An 18253-nucleotide genomic window follows, 5' to 3' on the forward strand; every position below is an offset into this window, starting at 1 on the left:
CCGCGACCGCCGCAAGGCGAAGGAGGAGCAGCGCGAGCTGGTGTGAACCGCGCTGCATGACCGCAACGGGCCCTGATATCAGGGCCCGTTGCGTTTCTGGGGAGGAGATTCAGGTATGACGCCTCAGCGCCCGATCAACCCGGTGGTCAGCCACGGCTGCCAGGCCAGCAGCACCAGGGTCGCCAGGGTGGCGAGCAGGAACGGAATCAGCGCGCGGAAGATGCGCAGCGGCGAAGCGCCGGTCATCGACGAGGCGATGAACAGCCCCGCCCCCACCGGCGGCGTAAGCAGCCCGAGCACCAGCGTCAGGCACACCACCACGCCGAACTGATAGGGGCTGATGCCGAACTGCTGGGTGGCGATCGGCAGCAGGATCGGCACCACCAGGATCAGCGCGGCGATGCCGTCGATGATCATGCCCACCAGCAGCAGCGAGCCGATCACCAGCAGCAGGAACAGGAAGGGGTCGGTGGTCAGCGCCGAGATCGCCGCGGCGGCCATCTGCGGCAGGCGCTCGTAGGTCACCACCCAGCCGAACACCCCGGCGGCGGCGATCAGCATGATCACCAGCCCGGCGTTGACCGCGGTGCGGGTCAGCACCCGCGGCAGCTGGCCGAGGGTCAGCTCGCCATACAGCAAGCGCCCCAGCAGCAGCGCGGCCAGCGAGGCCAGCGCCGCCGACTCGGTGGGCGTGGCCAGGCCGAGCATTATCCCGCCGATGATGATCAGCGGGATCGACAGCGCCGGCACGCCCATGATCAGCGCCCGGCGCGCCTCGGCGCGGGTCGGCCAGTTACCCTTGGGGTACTGCTGACGCAGCCCGACCACGGCAATCGCCAGGAAGAAGCCGAACCCCAGCAGCAGCCCGGGCAGGATACCGGCGATGAACATCTCGGCGATCGGCACCTGGGCGATCACCCCGAACAGCACGAACAGCATCGACGGCGGGATGATCGGCGACAGCAGGCCACCGGCAGCGGTGATCGCCGCGCTATAGGGCGTGTCGTAACCCTCGCGCTCCATGGCCGGCACCATGGCCCGCGACATGATCGCGATCTGCGACGCCGCCGAGCCGATGATCGCCGCCATCATCATGTTGGCGACCAGGTTGATATAGGCCAGGCCGCCGCGGAAGCCGCCCACCAGCAGCCGCGCCAGGTCGATCAGACGGCGGGTCACGCCGCCCTCGTTCATCAACTCGCCGGCCAGCATGAACAGCGGGATCGCCAGCAGCCCGTAGCTCTCGATGGCACCGAACAGCTGCTGCGGGTAGGACTCGAACAGCACCGTATTGCCCGAATCGGCGATATACCAGGCGGCGGTGAGCGCCAGCACCAGGGCGATGGGCACCGCCGCCAGCAGCAGAACCGCGAACACCGCCAGAGTCATGGGCGCGCCTCCTCGGTGGTGGCGCCCAGTTCACGCAGCGCCTGCCACAGGTTGGTCACAGCGTGTAGGGTCAGCGAGACGGCGAACAGCGGCATGATCAACCATACCCAGAACTTCCTGATGCCCAGGGTCGAGGTGTTCTCGGCGTAGATGAAGTTGAAGGTCTGGCCCTGAAAGGCCTGGATATCGAAACCGGCCCGCCATAGCGCCAGCGGCTGGTACCAGCGCCAGCACAGCCACAGCATCAGCAGCGCGAAGATCAGCACCGTGAGGTCGACGAACAGCGACAGCCAGCGCCGCGGGCGACCCGGCAGCGCATCGCTGAGCAGCGTCACGGCGATGCCCTGGCGGCGCTTGAGCACCGCCGAGGCGATCAGGAAGGTCATCCAGATCATCGCGTAGATGGCCAGCTCGCTGATCCAGTACAGCGGACTGCCCGCCGCGCGAAAGACGATGTTGACCAGGATCAGCAGGGTCACCGAGGCGGCCAGCGCCGCCGCGGCGATCTCTTCGAGCCTGGCCAACCCCAGGGAGAGGCGTGACAGCATGGCGCGTACGCTCACTCCTCGCGCAGGCGGTCGGCTTCCTCGCGCAGCGCCTCGAGGGACGGTGCCTTGTCGGCCCAGATGCCCTCCCACTCGGCGATGGCGTCGCTGAAGAACTCGGCGTCGGCCTCAACGATATTGAGGTCGAGGCCGCGGATCTCCTGCTCCTGCTCGGCGTCCTGCTGCTGGAAGCCGGTGATCACGTTGTCGAGGTGCTCGGCCATGGCGGTGCGGATCATTTCCTGATCGCCCTCGTCCAGCTCGTTCCATACCCGGCCCGAGACCACGCCCACCATGGGGAACATCATATGGTTGGAGATCAGCAGGTTATCCGCCTGCTCGTAAAACTTGAGGATCAGGATCGAATCGAAGTCCATGTCGATGGCATCGACCTGACCGTTGGCCAGCGCATCGTAGACCTCGAGCAGCGGCAGCGGCGCCGGTGCCGCGCCGGTGGCGGTATAGAAGTCGCGAATCGGCTCGAACGGGGTGATGCGCAGGCGCTGGCCGCGCATGTCGTCGACGCTCTCGATGGGCGAACGCGAGAGGACCTGGCGCATACCCACCATGCCGTAGCCCATGCCGACCAGGCCGACACCGCTGGGCAGCTGGTCGAGCAGCGCATTGGCGGCATCCGACTGCAGCAGTCGCGCAGCGTGATCGACGTCATCCACCAGATAGGGCGCGTAGAGCGCACCGAAGTCCGGCACCCGGTTGGAGATCTCGGCGATGGTCAGAAAGGCCATGTCCAGCGCGCCGGTCTGCAGCTGCTGCACCATCTGCGCCTCGTTACCCAGCTGCTGGGCCGGGTAGACGCTGACGCTGTGCTCGCCGTCGGAGCGCTCGGCGAGAGTCTCGGCGAAGGCCTCGGCCTCCTGGGACCACATGTGCTGGGGCGGCGTGATCAGCCCGAGCCGAAAATCCCGCGCCTGGGCGGAGAGCGAAGCAGCGGCGAAGGTGGTGGCCGCAACGGCCAGTGTCAGCGTCTTGAGGGGGCGCATGAGAGCCTCGTCATTATCGGAATAGTAAGAGCCCGACAAGGTTACCTCAGCGCCTGCGTTGATGGCACCCATCCGCTGCGCCAAGCGCCGGCCGACAGGTGCCGCGCTCGCTCAGAACAGCAGCGAGGGGGGCAGAGTGATGCCGATCATCTGGATGAACAGCAGCCATACCGCCGCCGCCACCAGCACCGGGACCAGCAGAATGCTCTTGATCCGCGCCCCGGGGGCCAGCACGGCGATCAGCACGGCATTGTAGAGGTAGGTCGAGACGATCAAGCCCAGGTTGAGCACCATCCAGAAATAGACCACGGCGCCGCCCAGCATCAGCCCCGAGGCCAGGCCGATGGCCACCAGATCCTGCGCCGGCCCCTCCTCGGCCCCCTGCCCCTGACGGCGCCGCCTGGCCTCCAGGCCCAGCATGGCCAGCACCCAGACCCCGGAGGCGATCAGGAAGTAGTAGGCCGTCTGCGGCATGATGTAGGACGGCACCAGCGGCGCCACCCGCCAGTTGCCGTACTCGATGTGCAGCAGGCCGGCCACCCCGAGCGATAGCATCAGGGCCACCGACAGCAACTCTCTCACCATGGTGCGGTTCATTTCTTGGCCCTCAGCGCAAAGGTGAATAGCAGGATCAGCACCACCGCCGCCACATAGAAGCCGATGGCAATCGGGCTGCTGACCAGCACCCACCAGTCACCGCCGCCCATGATCATCGACTGCCGCAGGGCACGCTCGGCCCCCGGGCCGATGATGAAGCCCAGCACCAGCGGCGCCAGCGGGAACTTGAGCAGGCGCAGCGTGACCCCCAGCACCCCGGCGAACAGCAGCACCCAGACGTCCACCACCGAGTTGTTGGCGGCGTAGGTGCCGACGATGGCCAGGATGAACACGGCGGGTATCAGGTAGCCCGGCTGGATCATGGCGATCCGCGAATAGTAGGGCAGCAGCACCTTGCCCAGCACCAGGTTCACCAGGTTGGCGAAGATCAGCGTGAAGAACAGCGCGTAGATGATCTCGGTATTGTCGTTGAGCAGGCTCGGCCCGGGGGTCATGCCCATCAGAATGAAGGCCGCCCCGAACAGCGCCGCGGTGGCACTGCCGGGGATGCCGAAGGCGAACAGCGGAATGAAGGTCGAGCCGGCGGTGGCACTGTTGCCCGACTCGGCGCTGGCGATCCCCTCCAGCGAACCCTTGCCGAACTCCTCCGGCTTGCGTGAGAAGCGCTGCGCCAGGCCGTAGCTCATGAAGGCCGCCAGCGACTGCCCGGCGCCGGGCAGCGCCCCGATGAAGGTGCCTACCGCCGCGCCGATATAGGTGGCCTTGAGGGTCGACTTGAACTCCACCCAGGACAGCTGATCCTTGCGGATATCGTAGCCCTGCAGCAGGCTGGCCTGCTCGGCCACGTCGTCCATCAACTTGTCGACCTTGCGCCGCCACAGCTTGGCGCCCTGCACCACCACTTCGGAGATCGCAAAGATCCCGATCAGTACCGGGATCAGGCTCAAGCCTCCCGACAGGCCCGGCATGCCGAAGGTCAGCCGCGCCGAGCCGGTGATCGGATCGCGCCCGATCATCGCCAGCAGGATGCCGATGGCCGCCACGGCGAGCCCCTTGGCCACCATGCCCTGGCTGAGGGCGGCGATCAGCATCAGCGAGAAGGCGTAGAGGGCGAAGAATTCGATGGGCCCGAAGCTCAGCGCCACCGCGGCCAGCGGCACGGCGATGAAGATCAGCACCAGGTCACTGGTGGTGTCGCCGATCACCGAGGAGTAGAGCGCGGTATGCAGCGCCTTGCTCGGCTTGCCCTTGAGCTTGGCCTGGTAGCCGTCGATGCTGGTGGCCGCCGCTCCCGGGGTACCCGGCACGCCGAACGATATGGCGGCGATCGAGCCACCGAACAGCCCGCCCTTGTAGATCCCCACCAGCAGGCCCATGGCCATGGCCGGCTCCAGGAAAAACACGAACGGCAGCAGCAGGGCGATGGCCATATCCCCCGACAGGCCAGGAATGGCGCCGAGGGTGATGCCCAGCAGCACTCCCAGCATCACATACATCAACACATAAGGATGAAAGGCCAGCGCACTGGCCTCAATGACAAGATCAAGCATCGGTGCTCTCCGAGGAGGCAGAAAGGATCACGCACACAGAGGAAGCCGGCAGGGCCGGCTTCCTCGGCGCCCGGCGTCAGTCTTGCTCGATGGCGGCAAGCACTTCCTTTACCCGCTCGGTGGTCTCGCGGTAGATCTGCTGTGCGCTCTCGCGGCCCTGAACGTTGTTCAGCCCGGCGGAGGCCTGGTTGGACATGGTTTGCGCGGTCTCGGTCTCGAGGCCCTGCATGATGCAGTCGGCGAGAGCCTGCTGAATCTCGTCGGAGACCGAGGAGAAGGTGTAGACCAGCAGCGGCGCCTCGAAGGAGACGTCATAGCCGGCTTCCTGGAAGGTCGGCACGTCAGGCAGCACGTCGGAGCGCTCGTCGGCAAATACGCCGATGGCGGTGACTTCGCCCTCTTCCACGTTGGAGACGATCGACGGCGGCAGCGTCATGCCCAGGTGGGCGTGGCCGCCGAGGATCATGGTACGGGTCTCGCCGCCCCCGGTGGTCGGCAGGTGCACGTTCTGGATGCCGGTTTCCATCTCCAGCAGCACCAGCGGCAGGTGCACCAGGCTCAGCGGGTCGGCGTGGCCGAAGATCAGCGTGTTGGGCTCCGCTTCGGCCAGTTCGATCCAGTCCTCGATGCTCTGGATGGGGTGGTCGGCCTTGACGTAGACGGTGGGCTTCCAGTCGGTGAGGTGAACGATCGGCGCCCAGTCCTCCACCTCCCAGTCGGTGTCTTCGGTAAGGGTCTGGGTAATGGTCGCGGAGTAGTCCGCCATCAGGATGGTGTGACCGTTGGGTTCAGCATCGGCAACGAACTGCAGCCCCTCCATGCCGCCGGCCCCCGGCATGCTGACGACATCGATACGCGTGCCGCAATATTCCGCGGCGTTGGCGGCAATAATACGCGCGGTAATGTCGGTACTCCCCCCTGCACCATAGGGCATCACAATACGAATTGGATCGCTTCCCAGCAGTGACTCTGCATCTGACGCAGCAGCAGAGGTAGCCATCATGGCAGTGGAGATCATGGCGGCGCTGATCGCCACGCTGATTTTCGACATTTTAGGCGTCATCATCAATTCCTCAATACTCTTCATGTTCTTGTTACATAAGGAGATAATAACTGTCTTTCACGACAGCAACCCTTCCTTTCCAGGAGCCCTTAGCGGACCTTCGACGAGCCGTTCAGCGAGTCTTCGGTGATTATATTTGCCTGCTAAAGGTATGCTCATTAAGCGTATCGCCAATGGCTTTCTGCTCCTCTTATGAGCCTAATTGGCCAAGTCGAATGGCACTTGCCGATTCCCCGGAAATCTTTGTCAATAACCCGGCGATAACCTAAAAATTAAATAGCGGACTAAATAAAAAACCGGCTGGCACAACATTAGGCAATGGCCTATACCGCCAGCAGCTACAATGAATCCGGCGCCCGCCGATGTCGGCGGGCGAAGCACAGGGATTCACCATGCCCCAGCACATCACCTACTACTTCAGCCAGGTCTCTCCCTGGTCCTACCTTGGCCACGCCAAGATCGGCGAGATCGCCTCGCGATACGACGCGACCATCGACTACGTGCCGATCACCCTGAGTGCCGTCTTTCCGCGAACCGGCGGTTTGCCCCTGCCCAAACGGGCTCCAGAGCGCCAGGCCTATCGCATGGCGGAGCTGAAACGCTGGCCACAGCTGCGCGGCGTGCCGCTCAACGTGACGCCCAAGCACTTCCCCACTGATGATCGCCCGGCGGCACGCCTGGTACTGGCCGCCAAGGCACACGGGCACGATATCGCCCAGCTGTCGCTGGCCATACTGCGCGCCTGCTGGCACGAGGAGCGCGACGTCGCCGATCTCGCCACCCTGAGCGAGCTCGCCGCCGCCTTCGGCCTGGACGGCAAGGCACTGCTGGAGGCGTCGGAATCGGCGCAGGGGCAGCAGCGCCTCGACGACGCCTGCGAGGAGGCGATCGCCGCCGGCTGCTTCGGCGCGCCCTGGTACGACGTGGACGGCGAGCCCTTCTGGGGCCAGGACCGCCTCGAGCTGGTGGAGAAGAAACTGGCCGGCGAGCTGTGAGCCGAGCTAGGCCACGAACGGATCTACCGGTGTGCAGGGACCAAACGCGGACTCGATGACCTCGGCTGCCTCCAGCACCAGATCATCGCGAAAGCGGTCGGCGTAGAGCTGGATGGCCATGGGGGCAGTGTCGATCGGCCGGGTCGGCACCACGGCAGCGGGGATGCCGAGCAGATTGCCGGGGGTCACGAACCACTGCATGCTCAGCATCAGGTCGGCGCCGGCGGGTGATGCCACGTCGGCATCGTGCTCGAAGGGTAGCGAGGGCCACACGGGGCCGAGAATGATCGGATAGTGCGCAAGGAATGCCAGCCAGGCTCGACCGATGCGTGAACGCTCCTGATGCAGCGCGGCATGCGTTACCGCCGGATCGATCTTGGTGATCAGGGCATCCATCAGCATGGCGGCCTCGGCGCTAATCGTGGGGCGTATCGTCTCGGCGGTAAGGCTCAGGTCGGACATCTGGAACTGCGTCCAGAGGTGGTTGATCCGCTCGATCTCCGGCGGCATCGCCTCCTCCACCTCGTAGCCGGCCGCGGCAAGCGCCCTGCCCGCCGCCTGCACGCTGGCGACAATGGCCGGGTCAACGCGACAACCGGGCAGCGAGGTCACCATGGCGACGCGCCGCACCGCCCGCGGGCTATTCAGTGCCACCGTCACCGAGCGGGGGTCGCGCACATGCTGGCCGTGAATCTGCTTCAGCACCAGCTTGAGGTCGCTTACGCTGCGCGCGATCGGGCCATCGGTCAGCATCGCCTGGGCACTCAGGAAGCCGTCGCCGGCACTGCCGAATGGCACGCGCCCCTGGGTCGGCTTGAGTGCCGCCACGCCGCAGCAGAACGCCGGGTTTCTCAGTGACCCGCCGATGTCGTTGCCGATGCCGAGTGGCGACATGCCGGACGCCACCGCCGAGCCTTCCCCACCGCTACTGCCCCCCGCGGTCAGCTGCGCGTTCCACGGATTGCGCGTCAGCCCTCTGAACGGGTTGCTGGTCGAGATACGCAGGCCCATTTCAGGCATGTTGGTGCGCCCAATGGGAATCGCGCCGGCAGCGCGCATCCGCTCAATCACCGGCGCATCCCGCTCAGGCAGCGCGTCGGCGTTCGCCGCCAGGCCGAAGGTGGTCGGGGTGCCGACGCAGTCGATGTTTTCCTTCACGGTAATTGGCACCCCGTGCAGCGCCGGCAGATGGCGTTTGCCGTGTTTCTTGCGAAACGCATCTGCCGCGTCTGCCGCCTCGCGCGATGAGGTTTGCAGCATCACCGTGACGGCATTGAGCAGCGGATTGACCGCCTCGATCCTCACCAGATGCGCATCGATCACCTCACGGCTCGATACATCTCCGGCTCTGATGAGCGCTGCCAATGTCGTGGCGGACTGGCGCCACAGTTCCTGAGCACGGCCCGGGGCCGCGGAAGCACGCTTTATCATGGTGTCAGTTCCTTTGTGGCCGTGCTGCTCGCTAACCGGGGCGGCACGGAGATGCGATCCTGCATCATCAAGAAGGGGGGGGGGGGGAGCGGGAGATATAGCCCCTCCGGGCAGGGCGGGGGCAGCTCCAGGTAGCCTCACTGCAGAGTGAGGCCTACCCAGTAGGATAGTCGCTCATGGCGAAATAACCTCGGGCGGCGAAAAGGAATGCCGGACCGATCCGCCGATTGCCAGACGCGGCTGTGCCAGGAGCACGACAAGCTCCGCGTGACCGGCCAATATATAGCAGACGCTGTCATAGCCTCGATCCAGTACAGATGGCACGCGCAAAGATAGAGAGTAGGACGATGAAAACGATACAAGCGGCTTGCGCGGTCATTCAGCGCGAGGATGGCGCCATCCTGATGGTGAAGCGCCTTAACCCGCCCGAAGCAGGCTTATGGTCCGTACCTGGCGGAAAGGTCGAGCCTGGGGAAAGCTTGCCTGCCGCCGCCGCCCGCGAGGCGTTCGAGGAGACGGGCCTTCAGGTCGAGGTTGGCCAGCGGCTCTGGTCGACACAGCTGGCCTGGGACGATGACATCGTCTACGAACTGCACGATTTTGCCGCCACCCCCATTGGCGGTGACCTGCAAGCCGGCGACGACGCCGCCGAGGTACGCTGGGTGCCTGCCAGCCAATTAGGCAGCCTGCCGCTGGTCGCAGAACTGCTCGATCACCTGCGCGCTGCAGGGCTGGCTCCCTGCCTCTAGACCGATACGGCTGCATAACGCGACAACCTCGGATAAAGCGGCTTAACCAAATGCTGGAAACTTCGGTGCGCTATCGTAAGAGGAACGCCACTATTAATGGCACCATGAGAGCGTGCCCGTGTTATGAAAAGGATGCCTATGTCACCTGCCGATATGTCCCTGACGCTTGGCTCGACGGTAGATTACTACCGCCCCCCTTGTGCCGATGCCCTGGGACTGATTCGACTCCGCGCCAGTGACGAGGGGCTCACCGAGGTGGCGTTCATTGCCAACCAAGACGCTGCTCCCCAGCCAAGCACTCTAACAGCGCTGGCCAAGGCGCAGCTCGAAGAGTATTTCGCCGGTACCCGCCGGCACTTCGACCTGCCACTGGCGCCGCGGGGCACCGACTTCCAGCGTCGCGTATGGGAGGCGCTGGCCACCATCCCCTTTGGCGAAACCCGCTGCTACGCCGAGATCGCCGAACAGCTGCGCTGCAAGGGCGGCCAGCGCGCCGTGGGCGCGGCCAACGGCAAGAACCCGATGGCCATCGTGGTGCCCTGCCACCGGGTGATCGGCAGCGATGGGCGGCTGACCGGCTACGCTGGCGGCATTGGCCGCAAGCAGTGGCTGCTGGCCCACGAGGCAGGAGAGGTGCCGCTCGGCCTGATGTAGCCAATCGCTGCCGATGTGGAAGTCGCCTGCGGTCGTTCGCGCGATCAACCAACGTCAGCCTCGTGAATAAAACACAGGGAAAGTGCATCCACGCCTCTCTACGGGCCGTACATGGTAGTGACAAGCGGTTTTAACGGCCGACATGTCGCAGATTTTGGATCAAGCGACACGGCAATACCACGTAACGTAGAGAGGTAAGCGTCATGAAATACACCACGATCATCGCACAGAGCATTGCTGCCAGCGTTCTTGTTCTGGGCCTGGCTGCCCAAGCTTCTGCAGTAGAAGCGACCCACACTCGCGTCGAGGCTGGCAGTCCTGCGCATGGTGGTACTATGGAAGGCTACCGGATTGTTCAGTTAGAAAAGGATCCGGGCACGAGCTATCAAGGCGCGTCCAGCGATCATCTCCCGCCGAAGGTGGGTAACCCGATGATTGGCGGCAACCGTGAAGGTCTGCATCGCCATGGCATTGAGTTCGTTGGTGCGTCAAATATTACCGATCAATCGGCAAGCAGCGATCAGAACAGCCTCAAGATGGACCTCGAACTCAGAAGCGGTACACGTGGCTGATAACGGCATGGCGTAGCGTCGACGCATCAACGCCACTAGAGATCATCATGCAACGGGCCTTCCTCTGGAGGCCCGTTTTTACATCCCCACGGCCCGTTGACGCTGTGCGGGCTTGAGCAGCCGTTCTGCGTTTATCCGACTCCTGTTTTCCGGCACCATGAGGTCTGGCCATCCGCAGGAACACCCGCCATGCCCCTCGCTTTATCTGCCAGCCTTCACCCCGGCTTCATGGTCGTTCACGGCAATCGCCTGGAGGACCTGCGCGGCCTGGCGGTGGAGTGGATGAAGCGCCACCCGCTCAGCCCCCTCGAGTACGAGACGATCCTGGTGCAGAGCAACGGCATCGGCCAGTGGATGAAGCTGGCGCTGGCCGCCGACGAGGCCGACGGCGGTAGCGGCATCGCCGCCGCGCTGGATGTCACCCTGCCGGCGCGCTTCCTGTGGCAGGCCTACCGCGCGGTACTCAACCACGTGGAAGGCGACCCCAACGCGGTGCCGGCCACCTCGCCCTTCGACAAATCGCACCTGATCTGGCGGCTGCTGCGCCTGCTGCCGGAGCTGATGCCGCGCGAGGAATTCGCCCCGCTACGCCGCTTCCTCGAAGGCGACAACGACCTGCGCAAGCACCACCAGCTCGCCGAGCGCCTGGCCGACCTGTTCGACCAGTACCAGGTCTACCGCGCCGACTGGCTCGACGCCTGGGGCCGCGGCGAGGACGTGCTGATCTCCGCCCGCGGCCAGGCCCAGGCGCTTCCCGACACCCAGCGCTGGCAGCCCGCCCTGTGGCGGGCGCTGATCGAGGACGTGGGCGACGACGGCGTGGCCTCCAGCCGCGCCATGGTGCACCGGCGCTTCCTCGAGGCGGCGCGCCAGCTCGACGGCGACAACCGCCCCGTTGGTCTTCCAAGGCGGGTGATGGTGTTCGGCATCTCATCGCTGCCCCAGCAGTCGCTGGAAGCGCTGGCCGCCATCGCCCGCTGCAGCCAGGTGGTGCTGTGCGTGCACAACCCCTGCCAGCACTACTGGGCCGACATCATCGAGCACAAGGACCTGCTCCGTGCACAGCGCTACCGGCAGCAGCGCAAGGAGGGCATGCCGGCGCGGCTCGACGTGCTCGGCGATGGTGACGGCGAGGAGAGCCTGCACCTGCACGCCCAGCCGCTGCTGGCCGCCTGGGGCAAGCAGGGCCGCGACTACCTGCGCCTGCTCGACGAGTACGACGACGCCCAGCAGTACCAGCGCCTGTTCGCCGCCGATTCGCTGCGCATCGACCTGTTCGAACCCTTCGTGGGCGAGGGTGACGGCCGGCTGCTGCAGCAGTTGCAGGACGACATCCGCGAGCTGCGCCCGCTGCACGAGACCCGCGAGACCTGGCCGGCAGTGGACCCCAGCCGCGACGACTCCATCGTCTTCCACGCCGCCCACAGCCCCCAGCGCGAGGTGGAGATCCTTCACGACCAGCTGCTCGCCGCCTTCAGCGACGACCCCAGCCTCAAGCCCCGCGACGTGATCGTGATGGTGCCGGACATCGACCACTACGCGCCCCACGTGCAGGCGGTCTTCGGTCAATATGCGAGGGGCCAGCTGGACCGCGACGACCCGCGCTACATCCCCTTCACGCTCTCCGACCAGGGCAGCCGCCACCGCCTGCCGCTGCTGATCGCGCTGGAGAAACTGCTGCGCCTGCCGGAGCTGCGCCTCTCGGTGAGCGACCTGCTCGACATGATCGACGTGCCCGCCCTGCGCGCACGCTTCGGCATCAAGGAAGACGAAGTACCCACCCTGCGCCGCTGGATCGAAGGCGCCGGCATCCGCTGGGGGCTCAACGCCGGCCAGCGCGGCAGCCTCGACCTGCCACATGGCATGGAGCAGAACACCTGGGCCTTCGGCCTGCGCCGGCTGCTGCTGGGCTACGCCGTGGGCGAGGCCGCCAGCGGCCCGTGGCAGGGTATCGAGCCCTTCGACGACATCGGCGGCCTGGAGGCGGCGCTGGCCGGGCCCCTCGCCGCGCTGCTGGAGACCCTGGAACAGCAGTGGCGCAGCCTGCGTGAGCCCACCGACGTGAGCGGCTGGGTGCAGCGCCTGCGTGCCCTGCTGGAAGCGAGCTTCCTCGCCGACACGCCCGAAGACAGCCTGATGCTGGCCCAGCTCGAACAGACGCTGCAGGAGTGGCAGGAGAGCGCCGAGGAGGCCGGGCTGACCCGCGACCTTCCGCTCTCCGTGGTGCGCGAGCACTGGCTGGGGCAGATCGACGAGTCGAGCCTGTCGCAGCGCTTCATGGCCGGCGCGGTGAACTTCGCCACCCTGATGCCGATGCGCGCCATCCCCTTCAAGCGCGTCTGCCTGCTGGGCATGAACGACGGCGACTACCCGCGCAGCCAGCCGCCGATGGACTTCGACCTGATGAACGGCGACTACCGCCCCGGCGACCGCTCGCGCCGCGAGGATGACCGCTACCTGTTCCTGGAAGCGCTGCTCTCCGCCCGGGAGCAGCTCTATGTCAGCTGGGTGGGCCGCAGCATCGTTGACAACGCCGAGAAGCCGCCCTCGGTGCTGGTCGGCCAGCTGCGCGACCATCTTCAGGCCGGCTGGAACACGACGGACGGCGCTGATCTGCTCGATTCGCTCACCACCGCGCACCCGCTGCAGCCGTTCAGCCGCACCTACTTCCCCAGCGAAGCGCAGCAGGCCGAGCGCAACGTCTCGGCCCGGCGGCTGTTCACCTACGCCCACGAGTGGCGCGACATTCACGGACAAGCGCATGGCGAAGCGATGGCGGAAGCAGCGCCCCTCGACCTGGAGGCATATAAACAGGACACGCCGCTGACACTGCACCAACTGGGTAATTTTTTGCGCGACCCGGCGAAGGCCTTCTTTACCACCCGGCTCAAGGTCTTCCTTGAGCGCGAGGACATCGTCAGCCTCGACCACGAGCCCTTCGCCCTGGACGGCCTCGGCAACTGGCAGCTGCAGGACCTGCTGATCCGCGAGCAGCGCCGCGCCGTGGACGAGAACCAACCCCGCGAGCCGGCCATGCTGGCCACCCTCGACCGCCTGCAGGGCCAAGGCGTGCTGGCCATGGGCGCCTTCGGCGAGCGCATGCGCGAGCAGCTCACCGAACCGATGCCGGAACTGTTCGACGCCTATGAAGCCGCGCTGGACGAGTGGCCCCACGCCATCGAAGAGCCCGAGCCGGTGCAGCTCAACGTGCCCGGTGCCCCGCCTCTAGAGGATTGGCTCGACGAGCTGCGCCGCGACCCAGAGGGCAACCGCTGCCGCCTGGTGCTGGTCAGCAGCAGCCTGATCAAGAAGGGCAAGTATCACTGGCAACACATCTTGCGTCACTGGGTAGCGCACCTGGCCGGTCATCTGGAAGGCCAAGCCATGACGACGAGGCTGCTCTCCAAGGCCGGCCACGTGACACTGCTGCCGCTCGACCAGGAACTCGCCCGCGGCCACCTGCGCGAGATCGTCAAAGCCTGGCAGGCCGGCATGCGCGAGCCGCTGCCGCTGGCCTGCGACACCGCCTTCGTCTGGCTGAGCAAACTGGGAACGCCAGAGAGTGAGCGCGACAGCGACGCCTGGCACGCTGCCCGCAAGGCCTACGAGGGTGACGACTACAACGCCGGCGAAGTGGGCCGTAACGCCTACCTCGCCCACCGCTGGCCAACCTTCACCCGGCTCTACGAAGCTCGCCAGGACGCCCTCTGCTTCGCCGAACTCACCGAATGGCTGCTCGCCCCGGTGCACCTGGCAGTCAAAGGGGACAAGAAAGAGAGCGGGAAGAAGACAGGTGGCAAGAAGGAAGTGAAGGCAACGGGGAGCCAAGCATGAGCGACGTGACGCAGTTAGACCCATTGGCGTTTCCGCTCCACGGCAGCCGCCTCATCGAGGCGAGTGCGGGCACCGGCAAGACCTTCACCATCGCCCTGCTCTACGTGCGCCTGGTGCTCGGCGCCCGCTCGGATTCCGACGATGCTGCCTTCGAACGCCCGCTCACGCCACCCGAGATCCTGGTGGTCACCTTCACCAACGCCGCCACCCAGGAACTACGCGAGCGGATTCGCGCGCGGCTCGTCGAGGCAGCCAATGTCTTTCTTGAAGGGCATGAATCGAACCTGAACCTCGCCGAGACTTCGGGAGCAGGTCGTAGCGAGGGTCTTGATCCACTCCTCCTAGCCCTCCGCGACCAATACGATCCCGCCACCTGGCCCGCCTGCGCCCGGCGCCTGCAGCTCGCCGCCGAATGGATGGACGAGGCCGCCGTCTCCACCATCCACAGCTGGTGCTACCGGATGCTGCGCGAGCACGCCTTCGACAGCGGCAGCCTGTTCTCCCTCGACCTGGAAAACGACCAGACCGAGCTGGAACTCGAGGTGGTGCGCGACTACTGGCGCAGCTTCTACTACCCGCTCAACACCGACGAGCTGGCCAGCGTGGTACGCCACTGGAGCACGCCCGAGCAACTGCACGCTGCCGTGCGCGGGTTGATGCCCGAAGCCGAGGCGCTGAATAAAGGCGCCCCGCCCCCGGCCGAAACGGTGGCCAACGCCCAGCGCGAGACCGCCGAGCGCCTGGCAGAGCTCAAGGCGCCGTGGGCCACGTGGGTCGAGCAGTTGCGCGATGTATTCGAAGAGGCCGCCCGGCAGAAGGCCTTCAAGGGCCATAGCTTCAATGCCCGAAGCCGCGCCAACTGGCTCGGCGCGCTACACGACTGGTGCCAGGGCGATGCCACCTGGCCTGGCCTGACCGACGCCGCCTGGCAGCGCCTTACGCCCCAGGGCATGGCCGAGATTTGGCTCAAGGGCGAGCCACCCGACCACCCGGCCCTGGCCGCGCTGGAAACGCTGCAGGACGCGCTCAACGCCCTGCCCGATCCCTACGCCGACCTGCTCACCCACGCCGTGCACTGGTGCCGCGCGCGGCTCGACCGCGAGCAGGAACGCCGCGCCGAGATGGGCCCCAACGAGCTGCTCGTCCATCTCGACCGGGCGCTAGCCGGCCCCAACTGCGAAGCGTTGGGGGCACAGATCCGCCGCCAGTTCCCGGTCGCCCTGGTCGACGAATTCCAGGACACCGACCCGGTGCAGTACCGCATCTTCGACTGCGTCTACCGCATCCGCGAGAACTCGCCTGAGACCGGCGTGTTCCTGATCGGCGATCCCAAGCAGGCGATCTACGCCTTCCGCGGCGCCGACATCCACACCTACCTGCGCGCCCGCCGCGACACCGAGGGCCGCCACGTCACCCTGGGCACCAACTTCCGCTCCAGCGAGGCGATGGTCGAATCGGTGAACCGCTGCTTCGAATTCGCCGAAGCGCACCCGCCCGGTGCCTTCCTGTTCAAGGAGACCGACGGCAGCAATCCCGTACCCTTTAATCGTGTGGGCGCAAAAGGGCGCAAGGACTCACTCACCCGCCAGGGCCAGCCGCTACCGGCCATGACCCTGTGGCAGCTCGACAGCGACGAGCCGCTCTCCAAGACCGCCTACCACGGCGTAATGGCCGAGCGCTGCGCTTCATACATGGTCGAGCTGCTCAACGAGGGCCAGCACGGCAGCGCCGGTTTTCAAGAAGGCGGCGCACTCAAGCCGCTCAAGCCTTCCGATATGGCGGTGCTGGTCAACGGCCTGGGCGAGGCGCGGGCGATCCGCCAAGCCCTGGCCCGGCGCGGCGTGAAGAGCGTCTACCTCTCCGACAAGGACAAGGTGTTCGCCTCGCCGGTCGCTACCCAGCTCGACGCCTGGCTGCGCGCCTGTGCGGCGCCTGAAGACGACCGGCTGCTGCGTACCGCCCTGGCCACCCCGGTGCTGGGGCTCGATATCGCCATGTTGGACAAGCTGAACGAAGACGAACTGGCCTGGGAAAGCCGCGTACTGCAGTTCCGCGACTACCACCGGCTGTGGCAGCGCCAGGGCGTGCTGCCGCTGGTGCGCAAGATCATCCACGACTTCGACGTGGCCACACGGCTACTTGCCTGGGGGCCTGCAAGCGACGGTGAGAGAGCGCTTACCGACCTTCTCCATCTCGGAGAATTGCTGCAGCACGCCAGCCAGGAACTCGACGGCGAACACGCGCTGATCCGCTTTCTCGCCGAATCCATCGCTCATCCCGAAGGCCAGGGCGACACCCACAAGCTGCGCCTGGAGAGCGACGCCGACCTGGTGCAGGTCATCACCATTCACAAGTCCAAGGGGCTGGAGTACCCGCTGGTGTTCCTGCCCTTTATCTGCAGCCACCGCCCGACCAAGAAGGACGACTCGCCGCTGCGCTGGCACGACGCCGAGGGCCGCCTGCGCATCAGCCTGGAGGCCGACGAGGAGACCCTGGCCACCGTCGACCGCGAGCGCCTGGGCGAAGACCTGCGCAAGCTCTACGTGGCGCTGACCCGGGCGCGCCACGCCACCTGGCTCGGCATGGCCCCGCTCAAGGGCGGCGAAGGCAGCGCCATCGGCCAGCTGCTGGCCAACGGCGAACCGATCGGGCCCAGCGTTTTTGAACAAGCGCTGACGCGGCTGAAGGGCGACTGCGCCGCCATCGAGATCGCCCCGGCACCGCCGGCCCACGCCCAGATCGTCACCCAGCGCGAGCGCGACGAACTGCTCGGCGAAGCACGCACGCCCACGCGCCCCGCCCGCGAGCACTGGTGGATCGCCAGCTACTCGGCGCTGCGCCTCTCGGGAGACATGCTCTCTATTGAAACCACGACCGCCCCAGTAAGCACTGACTTACCCTCCAACCCTCAGACTCCCTCACTTGCTGCAACAGCCGGCGCCCCGCTCGCCGAGCCGGCCACCGCCCTGGAGGCCACCGCGCTGGAAGTGATCGAAGAGCCCCATGACAGCGGCCAGAGCGAACCACTGCCCTCCTTGCACAGGTTTCCGAGGGGCCCCGGCCCCGGCACCTTCCTGCACGGAATATTGGAGTGGGCCGGCGAGCTGGGCTTCGCCCGCGTGGCCCGCGACCCGGCCCTGCGCGAGGAGACCCTGGCCCGCCGCTGCCAGGTGCGCGGCTGGCAGCCATGGCTGAATACTCTGCACGCCTGGTTCGGCACCCTGCTCGGCGCCCCGCTGCCGCTACCCAACGGCGCGGGCAGCCTTACGCTCGAAACGCTGACGAGCTACCAGGTGGAGATGGAGTTCTGGTTCGCCGCCAGCAAGGTCGACACCCGCCGGCTAGACGCCCTCGTAAGTGCTTACACACTCCCCAACCCAGATGGCAGCTCAGGTACCCGTCCCGCGCTGGATGCCGATACCCTCAACGGCATGCTCAAGGGCTTTATCGATCTGGTGTTCGAGCATGAGGGGCGCTACTACGTGGCCGACTGGAAATCCAATCACCTGGGGCCGGACGACGCCGCCTATGCCCCCCAGGCCATGCAGCAGGCCATCGCCGAGAAGCGCTACGACCTGCAGTACGCGCTCTACCTGCTGGCCCTCCACCGGTTGCTCAAGGCGCGCCTGCCGGGCTACGACTACGACCAACACATCGGCGGCTCGCTCACCGTCTTTCTCAGGGGCGCCAATGCGGAGAGCCGCGGCGTGCACGCCGAGCGCCCCCCGCGCCAGCTGATCGAAGCGATGGACGCGCTGTTCCGGGGCGACTCCCAAGCGGCGAGCACCGCCACCCAGGCAACGGAGGCGCCGGCATGAGCAAGCGCAGCAAGCACCACGACGATGGCACCCCGGACCTGTTCACCGACCTGAACGAGCCCGACGCTGCCGAAGCGCCCCAAGCCGAGCCGGG

General features: G+C 66.2%; 12 protein-coding genes. 5 read left to right on the forward strand and 7 right to left on the reverse strand.

Annotated elements, in window-relative coordinates; genetic code table 11:
• Window positions 1–123: 123 nt before the first annotated feature.
• The 6 genes from BWR19_15215 to BWR19_15240 all read right to left on the reverse strand — a co-directional run bounded on the left by BWR19_15215 (window position 124) and on the right by BWR19_15240 (window position 6106).
• Entirely contained in the window at window positions 124–1389 is a 1266-nt protein-coding gene (locus BWR19_15215; protein ID APX94182.1) for a C4-dicarboxylate ABC transporter permease, read from the reverse strand.
• A complete protein-coding gene (locus BWR19_15220; protein ID APX94183.1) occupies window positions 1386–1937 on the reverse strand; it encodes a C4-dicarboxylate ABC transporter permease in 552 nt (183 codons plus the stop codon). Before BWR19_15220 ends, BWR19_15215 begins: the two co-directional genes overlap by 4 nt.
• An 11-nt stretch (window positions 1938–1948) precedes the next feature.
• The gene (locus BWR19_15225; GenBank protein ID APX94184.1) at window positions 1949–2935 is read right to left on the reverse strand and encodes a C4-dicarboxylate ABC transporter substrate-binding protein; all 987 of its coding nucleotides are present in this window, start codon (window positions 2933–2935) and stop codon (window positions 1949–1951) included.
• Between the two features lie 111 nt (window positions 2936–3046).
• Window positions 3047–3532, reverse strand: coding sequence for a hypothetical protein (locus BWR19_15230; GenBank protein ID APX94185.1), 486 nt, complete (start codon window positions 3530–3532; stop codon window positions 3047–3049).
• On the reverse strand, window positions 3529–5043 hold the full coding sequence (locus BWR19_15235; protein APX94186.1) for a hypothetical protein: 1515 nt from the start codon (window positions 5041–5043) through the stop codon (window positions 3529–3531). Before BWR19_15235 ends, BWR19_15230 begins: the two co-directional genes overlap by 4 nt.
• 76 nt (window positions 5044–5119) lie before the next feature.
• Window positions 5120–6106 carry a hypothetical protein gene (locus BWR19_15240; protein ID APX95051.1) on the reverse strand — a complete coding sequence of 329 codons (987 nt, stop codon included), beginning with the start codon at window positions 6104–6106 and terminating at the stop codon, window positions 5120–5122.
• Window positions 6107–6498: 392 nt separating this feature from the next.
• Between BWR19_15240 and BWR19_15245 the strand changes: the two genes are divergently transcribed.
• Window positions 6499–7101: a 2-hydroxychromene-2-carboxylate isomerase gene (locus BWR19_15245; protein ID APX95052.1), complete on the forward strand. Its 603-nt coding sequence runs from the start codon at window positions 6499–6501 to the stop codon at window positions 7099–7101.
• Window positions 7102–7107: 6 nt separating this feature from the next.
• Here BWR19_15245 and BWR19_15250 read toward each other — a convergent pair whose 3' ends face one another.
• Window positions 7108–8532, reverse strand: coding sequence for a hypothetical protein (locus BWR19_15250; GenBank protein APX94187.1), 1425 nt, complete (start codon window positions 8530–8532; stop codon window positions 7108–7110).
• Window positions 8533–8879: 347 nt separating this feature from the next.
• Here BWR19_15250 and BWR19_15255 point away from each other — a divergent pair, with 347 nt between their 5' ends.
• The 4 genes from BWR19_15255 to BWR19_15270 all read left to right on the forward strand — a co-directional run bounded on the left by BWR19_15255 (window position 8880) and on the right by BWR19_15270 (window position 18159).
• Complete coding sequence (locus BWR19_15255) at window positions 8880–9281, forward strand: NUDIX hydrolase (GenBank protein ID APX94188.1); 402 nt, start codon at window positions 8880–8882, stop codon at window positions 9279–9281.
• 153 nt (window positions 9282–9434) lie between these two features.
• A complete protein-coding gene (locus tag BWR19_15260; protein APX95053.1) occupies window positions 9435–9935 on the forward strand; it encodes a cysteine methyltransferase in 501 nt (166 codons plus the stop codon).
• Window positions 9936–10696: 761 nt separating this feature from the next.
• Window positions 10697–14341, forward strand: coding sequence for an exodeoxyribonuclease V subunit gamma (locus tag BWR19_15265; protein APX94189.1), 3645 nt, complete (start codon window positions 10697–10699; stop codon window positions 14339–14341).
• Window positions 14338–18159: an exodeoxyribonuclease V subunit beta gene (locus BWR19_15270; GenBank protein ID APX94190.1), complete on the forward strand. Its 3822-nt coding sequence runs from the start codon at window positions 14338–14340 to the stop codon at window positions 18157–18159. The genes BWR19_15265 and BWR19_15270 overlap by 4 nt, the downstream gene beginning before the upstream one ends.
• Window positions 18160–18253: the final 94 nt, after the last annotated feature.

Source organism: Halomonas sp. 1513 (assembly GCA_001971685.1).
Lineage (GTDB): Bacteria > Pseudomonadota > Gammaproteobacteria > Pseudomonadales > Halomonadaceae > Franzmannia.